The organism is Candidatus Competibacter phosphatis (assembly GCF_012939995.1).
GTDB lineage: Bacteria > Pseudomonadota > Gammaproteobacteria > Competibacterales > Competibacteraceae > Competibacter > Competibacter phosphatis.
This window is the reverse complement of the sequence record NZ_SPMZ01000082.1, coordinates 20,789-30,724: the sequence shown is the minus strand read 5'-3', so window position 1 is coordinate 30,724 and position 9,936 is coordinate 20,789. Positions and strand designations below refer to the sequence as shown.

The following is a 9,936-nucleotide window of genomic DNA, read 5'->3' as shown; positions in this document are numbered from 1 at the left end:
AGTCGTCCAGCGGCAGGCAACAAGAGCTTGCGCAACTCCACCACCACAAACTCTTGCAGCGGATTCAGGATCGTCGCCAAGCGGTGCGGCGTGTGCGGGCGATCCCGCACCGTGTCCCGTGCTCGCCAGCGACGAATCGTGGTCTCGCTCACTCCGATCTCCACCGCCAGTTCGGCCGCCGGGCGAGTCGATTGCTGGATGTACGCTCGTTGCTTGGGCGTGGTGGTGGCGTTGGCGTGCAGGCGAATCTCCATCAGGGCCTCCGTAGCGCGAGAATCAGATCGTGTAAGAACCGCCGCGATTCCAGCAAACGGCGGCTCCTAATGTCAATATAATCTCGCGGGACCTGACAATTTAGCCCAAAAAGAGCTCAGTCGAATAAAACGAGACAAGTCTTCTCTATCGTTGATACTTATGGACATTGATCACTTTAAGAAAGTCAACGATACTTATGGACATCCTTGTGGTGATTGTGTCATCACGCAGATTTCCGAAACTATTGAAAACTCACTACGTTCCGAGGATGTCATTGCCAGATGGGGTGGAGAAGAGTTCATTATTTTGCTGCCCAACACCGATAGCACGCAAGTAGTCATTCTTGCCGAGAGGCTCAGGTTGACTATTAAAAACCAGAAATTTGTTTGTTCGGAAGCCGATTTGAAGGTGACGGTAACACTAGGCTTGACGACCACAAATCAACATGCTTTGTCGTTGGATGATTTAGTCGAAAAAGCAGACCAAGCCCTATATATTGGAAAAGAAAACGGGAGAGACCAATATGTTATTAACTAAGCTCAATATGGATTCCGGTCAGTTGTGAACAGCTCGCAGGAGACGGATGCCTGATTACACTGCTCACGTTCCGAGTCGCCGTGACCGAAAGCTTGCCCCAACGATGATTGACCTCCAGAACCGATGGGATGGCGTCAAGTGTTACGAAACGGTCCGGCGGTTGCGCTGGCCGGCAAGGGATACGTTGCCCGTGCCGCGAATCGGTCGGAGTAACAAAGCAAGGACGGGATTCCAGCCGGTCAACACGGCCCGCTGATCCAGCGGTTCATCGTGCCAGAGGCTTGCGTGTACATCGACAAATATGACATCCACCATTGGTTGCCGGAATGGGGTTTCGACCACCATGCCGTGTGTCATGGCCGCCGGGACGAATGCGCCCGCGACGATGATGACGATGGCCGCCCGAAAACGACTTTCCGATCGGCGGGCTGTGGGCTGAGTTTTCCAAGGGAGGCTGTCGCTTATGATCATGAAGAATAAGCGCCGGGACTGGATCGAGGAGCAGCTCCGTTGACCCCCGCCCTCCTCGTCTCGGTTTTCGTCATCGCCTCCTGCGGGCTGGTGTACGAACTGATCGCCGGCACGCTGGCCAGTTATCTACTCGGCGACTCGGTGACTCAGTTCTCCACCATCATCGGCACCTACCTGTTCGCCATGGGGATCGGCTCCTGGCTGTCGCGCTACGTGGTCCGGGGCCTGATCGCCCGCTTCATTCAGATCGAGCTGGCGGTGGGATTGCTGGGCGGCTTTTCCGCGCCAGTTCTGTTCCTGATCTTCGCCTGGTTGGGTGCCTTCCAACTGGCGCTGTACGTGCTGGTGCTGCTCATCGGCATTCTGGTCGGATTGGAGATTCCGCTGATCATGCGGATTCTCAAGCAGCAGTTCGCCTTCAAGGACCTGGTGTCGCAGGTGCTGACACTGGATTATCTGGGCGCGCTGGCAGTGTCGTTGCTGTTTCCGATCCTGCTAGCACCGCATCTGGGTCTGAACCGTACCAGTCTGCTGTTCGGGTTGCTCAACGTGCTGGTGGCGGCTTGGGCGCTGTGGCTGTTTCGCGCGCAACTGCCGCAATTGCGTTGGCTGCGCGGTCAGTGCGTTGCCGCCATTCTGGCGTTGGCCGCCGGCTTCGTCGCCGCCGACCGGATTACCGCGCTGGCCGAGGAACAGCTCTATGCCGACGAAATCGTCTTCGCCCACACTTCGCCCTATCAGCGCATCGTGCTGACCCGCTGGAAGGACGACTTGCGACTGTTTCTCAACGGCAACCTGCAATTCAGCGCCCGCGACGAATACCGCTATCACGAAGCGCTGGTGCATCCGGGTCTGAGCGCGGTGCCGGGGGCGCGGCGAGTGCTGGTGCTGGGCGGCGGCGACGGGTTGGCGGTGCGGGAGATCCTGCGTTACGACTCGGTGGAAAGCGTGACCCTGGTGGACCTCGACCCGGAGATGACCCGGCTGTTCGCCACCCATCCCCTACTGACCCCGCTCAACGCCAATGCCTTGAATTCACCCAAAGTCAAGGTCATCAATGCCGACGCCTTCAAATGGTTGGAGGAAAATCAGGACACATTCGACTTTATCGTGGTGGATTTCCCCGATCCCACCAATTACTCGCTGGGCCGGCTGTACACCAACGTTTTCTATCGGCTGCTGGAGAAGCATCTGGCGGCGCGCGGCGCGGCGGTGGTGCAGACCACTTCACCGTTGTACGCCCGCCAATCGTTCTGGTGCATCGCCCGCACCATCGAGAGCGTGGGCTTGCGGGTCACGCCCTATCACGCCTATGTGCCGACGTTCGGCGAATGGGGTTTTACGCTGGCCACGCGCCAGCCCTGGCAAGCGCCCGACCACTATCCGCCCGGCCTGCGGTTCCTGACGCCCGACACCGTCGCCACCCTGCTGCGCTTCCCACCGGACATGGGACCGGTCACCACCGACATCAACCGGCTCAACAATCAGATTCTGGTGCATTACTACGAGCGGGAGTGGCGAGAAGCGGCACAGTGAGTCGCTGCCCGCGCGCGTCCATCTTCACGCCAGCAGCCCGGTATCCTCGTACAAATCGTCCAGCGACAGCGTGACTTGGGCATCGCCACAAGTCAGGGTGACGATGTCTTCGCGGTCCAGCGTCTGCTCGGTCCAACGCTCTTCTCCGGTCCGCGTCAGCAGTCGAGCGCTTGGGCGATCGGTTTCCACCAGCAGGTAGTAGCGCAAGCTGGGAATATCCTGGTAGTGTAGCCACTTTTCGCGCTGGTCGGTGGTGGCGGTCGAGGGCGACAGTACTTCGGCGATGAAACAGGGCGTGGTCTTGTAGAGCGGGTGGTCGTCGCGATCGTCGCAAACCAGCATCGCATCCGGGTAGTAGTAAATCCGGTGACTGGCGATGCGCAATTTCATGTCGGCCATGAAGGCGCGGCAAGAATGACCCCGGGTCGCTAACCGCAAATGGAAAGCGATATTCAAACTAATCCGGTTATGGCGCTCGCTGGCGCCGGCCATGGCGAAAATTTCACCGGCGATGTACTCATGCTTTTCCTTGGCGCGGCTTTCCCACGCCAAGTAATCGGTTTCGCTGATGTGCGCTTTTTCAGCAATGGCGCTCATGTTGACTTTCCCCCGTGCCGTGCCCAATGCCCATTTTCCTTCGCCCGAAACCGGGTGAGAAAAATTTTATGTCCTGGGTGAGCCGTCGTCCCACCGTTTCAGCCATACAGTGGCGCCAAACCCAGTTGCGCGTGGATGCCGTTGACGGTTTGAGGGTCCAGACCCAACCCCTGCGCGAGTTGTTGCATGTAATGACTTTCGGCGGCCGTGTCGAGGTTGATCGCCATGAGCGATACCGCATAGATCTGCGGTGCCATGTCCTGGGTGATGTCGGAGAAGAAATCGAAATTCAAGGGTTTGCTCATCTCCTCCTGGATAAACGCCGCTTCCTGGGGGCCGACATCGCCCAACCTGGAAACGATCTTCTGCTGTTCCTCGGCATCGATCTGGCCATCGGCCTTGGCGGCGTTGATCATGGCTTTGACAAAGGCCAGGGCTTGCCGATGAGCCTGGCTGGTATCCACCACCATCGGCGATACCTGTTCAGACCCCAACATTTCGGCCAAGGAGAGTGACGATTGGCCCGTCGCCGCACCTCGCTGGTTGAGCATTTGCAGCGCGGCCATGACCAGACCGCCGAGCATCTGAGATCCAGAACCACCCTGCGCGGTTCCTCCCTGAAACCCTGTGCCACCCGTCAGACCACCCAGTAAGTCGGTCAAGCCGCCACCGGCCGTACTGCCTGACCTGCCGCCACCCATCAGACTACCCAGTATGTCAGCCAAACCGCCACCGGCCCCACCGCTTCGCCCGCCGCCGCCCATCAGACCACCGAGCACATCGGTCAAACCGCCACCGGCTCCACCGCTTCGCGTATTGCCTCTCATCAGGCCACCAATCAATTGACCGAGAATCTGTTCGCCTTGCCCCGAGGACGTGGCGTTATTGCCCAACAGACTGCCTAGCAACTGTAATGCATCCATTTTCTCATCTCCGCTGTTTCGCTAAAGGGATAATGACGCATGCCAGCATCTCCAAAGAGCGATTATCCTGACGCTCAGTTCAACGGAATACGGATTTTTTGACCGGGATAAATCAAATCCGGGTCCTTGATGACCTCCCGATTGGCCTCGAAGATTTTGGGATAAGCAGAGGCTTTGCCAAGGAATTTCTTGGCAATGGCCGAGAGGGTGTCTCCCTTTTGGATAACGTAGTACTCGATCTGGCCGGTTTGCGGCGGCGCTTGTACCTGATCGGAGGAAACCCCGGAGACACCTTGCACATTGCCCGCGATCAGGACGGCCTTCTCCAACGCTTCCGCGCTTGCGGCTTGCCCGGAAAGGTTGACCTGGCCATCCTTGAATTCGACATTCAGATTCTGAACACCAGGATTGGCTGCCTCGACCGCCTCTTTGATCTTGGTGGCGGGATCATCGCCCGCGCCGAACAGTTTCTTGCCCTGATCGATGACGAAATCGAATAGTCCCATGATGATCTCCCATAACGACAAGTACATTGATGCCGAATACCGCCGGTACGCCGAGAGATCTCAAGCGTCCGGCAACGGCGGCGGCAGATGCGCGAACAACGGCGCCAGCTCCGCTACTTCGCCGGCCGGGGTCCACTTGGCCATACCCTGCGCCCAGACCAGGGTCGCGCGGGTCAATTCACCGACCTGTGTCCGCCGTTGCAGTTCGTCCATTGGAAACGGCCCGGCCTGCTGATTGTTCATCGCCACGTAGTAAGGATTGGCGACTGGCAGTGGCGGCGGAACAGCGGGCGCCGCTTGCGGTGCCGGGGCTGCTGGCGTCGGCGCTGGCGCGGCGGGTCGGGACAGCGTTTCGTTCAGACGTTGGGCCATCGCCAGCCCCAACCCCATGCTCATGGCCTCGGAGCCACCACCGGGATTGGCCGCCGCGTCGCGCATGGCTTCCGCCGCCTGAAACTGGGTGTACTGATCGAGATTGCCGACGATGCCCATGCTGGTGCGCTTGTCCAGCACCGCCTCGACCTCCTTGGGCAGCGAGATGTTCTCCACCAGCAGGTTGGTCAGCTCCAGCCCGACTGCCTCGAATTCCGGGGCGATGCGCTGCAGCAGGAACTGACCCAGTTGATCGTAGTTGCCGGCCAGATCCAGCGCCGGAATCTTGGCCTGACCGAGAATATTGGCGAAGCGCGATACCACCATGTTGCGCAACTGGTTGGTGATTTCATCGGTGGTAAAGCGGTCGTCGGTACCGACGATTTCGCGCAGGAAGGTCGGCGCATCCTTGATACGAATCGCGTAGCTGCCGAAGGCCCGCAACCGGATCGGCCCGAATTCCGGGTCGCGCAGCATCACCGGATTCTGCGTGCCCCATTTGAGATCGGTGAAGCGGCGGGTGCTGAAAAAATATACCTCGGCCTTGAACGGGCTTTCGAAACCATGCCGCCACGCCTGCAAGGTCGAAAGAATCGGCAGGTTGTTGGTTTTCAGCTCGTACATACCAGGCTGAAAGGTGTCGGCGAGCTGGCCTTCGTTGACGAACACCGCCACCTGCCCCTCGCGCACCGTCAGTTTGGCGCCGAACTTGATCTCGTTGCCTTGGCGTTCGAAGCGGTACACCAAGGTATCGTTGGAGTCATCGGTCCACTGAATGACATCGATGAACTCCCCCATCAATTTATCCCAGAGTCCCATGTCAGCGGCCTCCTCCGGCGGGTGGTACGGGGGGTGGTGCGGGTTGGCGAGTTCGCGCCTGAGCCGATGCCAGTGCTTGGCGCAATTCGGTTTCGCAGGCTTCCAGTTGCGTGGAGGCTTCCTGGCGGCGGCGACGACCCTCGTCGGCGATGCGCAGGCTATCCTCGATGGTGGCGATCAGGGTCTGGTTGGCTTTCTTCACCGTTTCGATGTCGAACACGCCGCGCTCGATCTCGGTACGAGCCTGCACGTTGGCTTGGCGCAGATTTTCGGCGTTGGCTTCCAGCAACTGGTTAGTCAGATCGGAAGCGGCCTTGACGGTTTTGGCGGCCTCGCCGGAACGATAAATGGTGATGGCCTGGGCCAGTTGCTGCCGCCACAACGGCACGGTGTTGACCAGCGTCGAATTGATCTTGCCGATCAGGCTCTTGTCGTTCTCCTGCACCAGTCGGATGCTGGGCAGACTCTGCATGGTGACTTGCCGGGTCAGCTTCAGATCGTGGACCCGCCGTTCCAGATCGTCGCGGGCGGCGCGCAGGTCGCGCAAGCGCTGGGCCTGAACCATGTCTTCACTGGCGGTCACCTCCCGCTCCAGCGCCGGCAGTTCCTCGGTGTCCACCGCCTGCAATTTATCCTCGCCGGCCTGGATGTACAGTTCCAGGGTGTGGAAGTAATCGAGATTGGCGTCGTACAACCGATCCAGGGTGGTGATATCGGTCAACAGTTGGGTCTTGTGCCGCTCCAGGGCGTTGCTGATCTGATCGATCTGATTGCGCACCAGTTCGTACTGCTGGACGATCTTCGTCAGTGGCTTGGCCTTGCCGAACAGCTTAGCGAAAAAACCGGGCTTCTTGTTCGGGTCCAGTTCGTCGAGGTCGAAGCCGCGTAACACGCCGACCATATCGTTCAGCGCCGAACCGGCCGGGCCGGTGTCCTTGTTACGCACCCCTTCCAGCATGCTGTCGGAAATGGTGGTCAACTGCTCCTGAGCCTTGCTGCCGAAGAAGATGATCGAGTTGCTGTCGCGCAGATCGATTTCCGTCATCAGCGCGGTCACTTGTCGTTGGTCCTGATCTGGCGCCGGCGCTCTGGCAGCCAGATCCTGCTGGACCTGCGGCAAAGCGGCGGCGAATACCTCGGGCAGGGCCGGCAACGTAGGGGGGGCGGTTGTTGGAACAGGCGGTGGGGTGGTCATGAAATCTGGACTCCTTGGTCGGGCGGAATGCGATGGTCCGCCTTGGATGAGGCTTGTTAGATGACGCCTTCCCGTTTCAGTTGGGTGGCCAATACTTCGATTTGCACGTCGAGATCGGTGATATCGGTTTCCAACAATTTCTGTTGCTGCTCCTGGAATACTTCCTCGATGGTGACCAACACCCGACGGAAGTTGTCGTCAAGATCGGGTGCCGCCACCCGCGCATGCGTCTTGGCATAACCTTCGGTCACTTTTTGGGCACCATCCAGATACACGTTGAGGAACTTGCGGGCTCGACGTAAATCGCGCGGGTCTTCCTCCAGCAGCTTCAGAATATCCCGGGCCAGTTTGGCGATGCGTCGCAAGCGGTCGTTGAGTTCGGCGTTGCGAATGTCGCGGCCGGCCTGTTCGATGGCGACGATGGAGCGCTCGGCCTGCGCCAACGCTTCCAGCACCTGATCGGTGGTATCCACGCCGTAGCCGTCGGTCACCCGTTTGGCGACGCGTGGGTCGAAACCGTAGTTCAGATAGCAGCCAAGCAGTGCCGCCAGACCGAAGGCGGCGGCGATGGCTGGGTGGTGGCCGGCACCCAACCAAGCGGTCACGGCGGTGGCCAGACCGATCAGCCCCCCCCCCAGCGTCTTGAACGGCCAGGGCACCTTGGCGATGCGGCGGCGGTCGTATTCGCCCTCCGACAGCAGGCCGCGCCGCAGTAGCAAGGCCCCGCTCAAGAACAGGCCGTAACCGGCGGCATCGCCAATGAGTGGGCCGAGTTGGCCGCGCGCCAGCGAGACGGCGGCGGCGGCCAACACCGGCAACGGCAGCAGAAACATCAGTACACCCTTGGCGGATGGGAGCTGGCCGGAGGGCAGACGGTAGCGTTCAGCCATGGTCTGGATCTTCCATTTCAGGAACAAAATCAGGGCGACGGAGGAGGCCAGAACGGCGCCGGCCAGCAGCAGGAAGCGGCCCATGACGACGAATGCCGGACTCAGCGGAGCGGCGCGGACACGGTGGGCAGTGCGTTGGCTGGGCTGGAGCAGGACGCCACCAGCGCTTGGCAGGAGGCGACGCCGACGGCGGCGAAAATCAGCAACAGGCCGATAAACTTGCGCAGAAAATCAGGCATGGCGGCGAAATCGTCCGGTGGTTGACACAGGTGTTCACTATAGCATGTCGTTGCTGGCATTCAGCCGCGCCAGCACCCGATCGAGCGCCGCTTCGGGATCGAACAGCGTTTCGGCTGGCGCGGCGAAGGTACGATGCCGAAAATGACCACCGGCGTCCACCCGATACAACGCCCGGTAATGGTCCGGCCGTGCCAGCAATTCGCGCACGCCGGTCAGCAGCGCCTCGATATCGTCGTCGCGGGTATACAGGCCGAGGCTGGCGCGCACCATGCCCTGCCAGGGTTCGAGCAAGGCCGCCGCGTTCTCGGCGTCGAGGTCGACATCGAGCGTCCACAATTCTGGTTTCAATAACTCGCGGACATAGGGATGGGCGCAGAAACAGCCGTTGCGTACCGCGACATTGAAGTAATCGTTCAACACGGCGGCAACCAGCCCGTGTTCCAGCCCGTCCAGGTTGAAGGCCACCGTGCCGAGGCGCGGTGTGCGCTGGAGGTCGAGATCACCGTAAACCCGCGCGCCCGGCAGGGCCGACAGGCCGGCGAGTAGCCGCCGCAACTGTTGCTGTTCGGCGGCGTGAACCTGTGTCATATCGGCTCGTTGCAGGAGATTCAGCGCCGCGCCCAGTTGCACCGCGCCGACCATGTTGGGCGTGCCGGCCTCTTCGCGGTCGGGAAACCGCGCGGTCACCTGGTAGTCGGACTGCCGCACATCGTCCACCATGCCACCGCCGACTTCGTCCGGTTCGGTATCTTCCAACAGCGTCCGCCGCGTCACCGCCGCGCCCGGCGACCCTGGCGCGTACAGCTTGTGGCCCGAAAACACCACGGCGTCCAGCTCTCGATCCGGGGAACCGTTATCGCTGAGCGGCAACGGCAGGTGCGCGAGCGATTGGGACGCGTCCACCACCACCCAAGCGCCGAAGGCATGGGCCAGCGCGGCGATGTCGTGAACCGGATTGACGATACCGGTCACGTTGCTGGCGGCCGACACAGCCAGGTAGTTGACCCGACCACGATACTGCTCCAGCAATCGTTCCAACGCCGCCAGATCGATCATGCCCAATGCCGGGGTCACGCCGGTCAGCGGGAGGTGAACAACCTGCCCGGCATGCCGACGATGCGGTAGGTCGTTGGCGTGATGCTCCATCAGTGACACCAACACCACATCGCGTTCCGGCCGCCGCGCCGCCAAGGTCCGCGCCAGCCGGTTCAAGAGCGCCGTACAACCGCTGCCGGCAAAGAAGGCAACATGGCGCTCGGGGTCGGCCTGGACAAATTTCAGTACCTGCGCGTGCGCCCAGTCGTAGGCATGGCCGACGATACGGGCGGAAAAGTGCAGTTCGCTATGGGTATTGGCGTAATGGCGTAGCAGCTCGTCGGCCACTTGGCGCGCGCCGCGCCGCGCCAGCGTCGAGGCGGCGGAGTCGAGATAATGGCGGCGCGTCACCCGCCCGTCGGCAAGACGGTAACGGGTATCGAGGCCGATGAAATCCCATTTTAAAGTGTCGGGCGCCATCGTCATCCAATCGTCGGGTTTACCGGACATTTCGATGATCGCGCTGGAACCTTGGTTCCTTGTGCATGATGCGCGGCGCG

At 60.7% G+C, this 9,936-nt stretch carries 10 protein-coding genes and 2 pseudogenes; 2 read left to right on the top strand and 10 right to left on the bottom strand.

Going from position 1 to position 9,936, the window contains the following annotated elements; all coding sequences use genetic code 11:
- Positions 1–254: pseudogene (locus tag E4P82_RS19995) on the bottom strand (IS481 family transposase); the annotation flags it as partial.
- A 106-nt stretch (positions 255–360) separates the two neighbouring features.
- Here E4P82_RS19995 and E4P82_RS19990 point away from each other — a divergent pair.
- Positions 361–792, top strand: a pseudogene (locus E4P82_RS19990) (GGDEF domain-containing protein); the annotation flags it as partial.
- A 141-nt stretch (positions 793–933) separates the two neighbouring features.
- On the opposite strand, the gene E4P82_RS19985 reads toward E4P82_RS19990, so the two are convergent.
- The gene (locus tag E4P82_RS19985) at positions 934–1,263 is read right to left on the bottom strand and encodes a hypothetical protein (protein WP_169250522.1); all 330 of its coding nucleotides are present in this window, start codon (positions 1,261–1,263) and stop codon (positions 934–936) included.
- Positions 1,264–1,302: 39 nt separating this feature from the next.
- On the opposite strand from E4P82_RS19985, the gene E4P82_RS19980 reads away from it, so the two are divergent.
- Positions 1,303–2,799, top strand: a complete 1,497-nt coding sequence (locus E4P82_RS19980; RefSeq protein ID WP_169250521.1) for a polyamine aminopropyltransferase — start codon at positions 1,303–1,305, stop codon at positions 2,797–2,799.
- Between the two features lie 24 nt (positions 2,800–2,823).
- On the opposite strand, the gene E4P82_RS19975 is transcribed toward E4P82_RS19980, so the two are convergent.
- The 8 genes from E4P82_RS19975 to E4P82_RS19940 all read right to left on the bottom strand — a co-directional run bounded on the left by E4P82_RS19975 (position 2,824) and on the right by E4P82_RS19940 (position 9,886).
- On the bottom strand, positions 2,824–3,396 hold the full coding sequence (locus E4P82_RS19975; RefSeq protein WP_169250520.1) for a Uma2 family endonuclease: 573 nt from the start codon (positions 3,394–3,396) through the stop codon (positions 2,824–2,826).
- Between the two features lie 98 nt (positions 3,397–3,494).
- Positions 3,495–4,319 carry a tellurite resistance TerB family protein gene (locus E4P82_RS19970; protein WP_169250519.1) on the bottom strand — a complete coding sequence of 275 codons (825 nt, stop codon included), beginning with the start codon at positions 4,317–4,319 and terminating at the stop codon, positions 3,495–3,497.
- 74 nt (positions 4,320–4,393) lie between these two features.
- The gene (gene lysM, locus E4P82_RS19965) at positions 4,394–4,825 is read right to left on the bottom strand and encodes a peptidoglycan-binding protein LysM (RefSeq protein WP_169250518.1); all 432 of its coding nucleotides are present in this window, start codon (positions 4,823–4,825) and stop codon (positions 4,394–4,396) included.
- Between the two features lie 60 nt (positions 4,826–4,885).
- Positions 4,886–6,016 (bottom strand): SPFH domain-containing protein, encoded by a 1,131-nt coding sequence (locus tag E4P82_RS19960; protein WP_169250517.1) that lies wholly within the window; start codon positions 6,014–6,016, stop codon positions 4,886–4,888.
- A 1-nt stretch (position 6,017) separates the two neighbouring features.
- Positions 6,018–7,211 carry a toxic anion resistance protein gene (locus tag E4P82_RS19955; protein ID WP_169250516.1) on the bottom strand — a complete coding sequence of 398 codons (1,194 nt, stop codon included), beginning with the start codon at positions 7,209–7,211 and terminating at the stop codon, positions 6,018–6,020.
- A gap of 56 nt (positions 7,212–7,267) precedes the next feature.
- Positions 7,268–8,185 carry a 5-bromo-4-chloroindolyl phosphate hydrolysis family protein gene (locus E4P82_RS19950; RefSeq protein WP_169250515.1) on the bottom strand — a complete coding sequence of 306 codons (918 nt, stop codon included), beginning with the start codon at positions 8,183–8,185 and terminating at the stop codon, positions 7,268–7,270.
- A gap of 17 nt (positions 8,186–8,202) precedes the next feature.
- A complete protein-coding gene (locus tag E4P82_RS19945) occupies positions 8,203–8,340 on the bottom strand; it encodes a hypothetical protein (protein ID WP_169250514.1) in 138 nt (45 codons plus the stop codon).
- A 37-nt stretch (positions 8,341–8,377) separates the two neighbouring features.
- Entirely contained in the window at positions 8,378–9,886 is a 1,509-nt protein-coding gene (locus E4P82_RS19940) for an aminotransferase class V-fold PLP-dependent enzyme (RefSeq protein WP_246327752.1), read from the bottom strand.
- Positions 9,887–9,936 lie beyond the last annotated feature (50 nt).

Coding starts and splice junctions, on each gene's coding strand:
- E4P82_RS19970 (WP_169250519.1), bottom strand. CDS start 4,319: ATGGATGCATTACAGTTGCTAGGCAGTCTGTTGGGCAATAACGCCACG.
- E4P82_RS19950 (WP_169250515.1), bottom strand. CDS start 8,185: ATGGGCCGCTTCCTGCTGCTGGCCGGCGCCGTTCTGGCCTCCTCCGTC.
- E4P82_RS19945 (WP_169250514.1), bottom strand. CDS start 8,340: ATGCCTGATTTTCTGCGCAAGTTTATCGGCCTGTTGCTGATTTTCGCC.
- E4P82_RS19985 (WP_169250522.1), bottom strand. CDS start 1,263: ATGATCATAAGCGACAGCCTCCCTTGGAAAACTCAGCCCACAGCCCGC.
- lysM (WP_169250518.1), bottom strand. CDS start 4,825: ATGGGACTATTCGATTTCGTCATCGATCAGGGCAAGAAACTGTTCGGC.
- E4P82_RS19940 (WP_246327752.1), bottom strand. CDS start 9,886: ATGTCCGGTAAACCCGACGATTGGATGACGATGGCGCCCGACACTTTA.
- E4P82_RS19960 (WP_169250517.1), bottom strand. CDS start 6,016: ATGGGACTCTGGGATAAATTGATGGGGGAGTTCATCGATGTCATTCAG.
- E4P82_RS19975 (WP_169250520.1), bottom strand. CDS start 3,396: ATGAGCGCCATTGCTGAAAAAGCGCACATCAGCGAAACCGATTACTTG.
- E4P82_RS19955 (WP_169250516.1), bottom strand. CDS start 7,211: ATGACCACCCCACCGCCTGTTCCAACAACCGCCCCCCCTACGTTGCCG.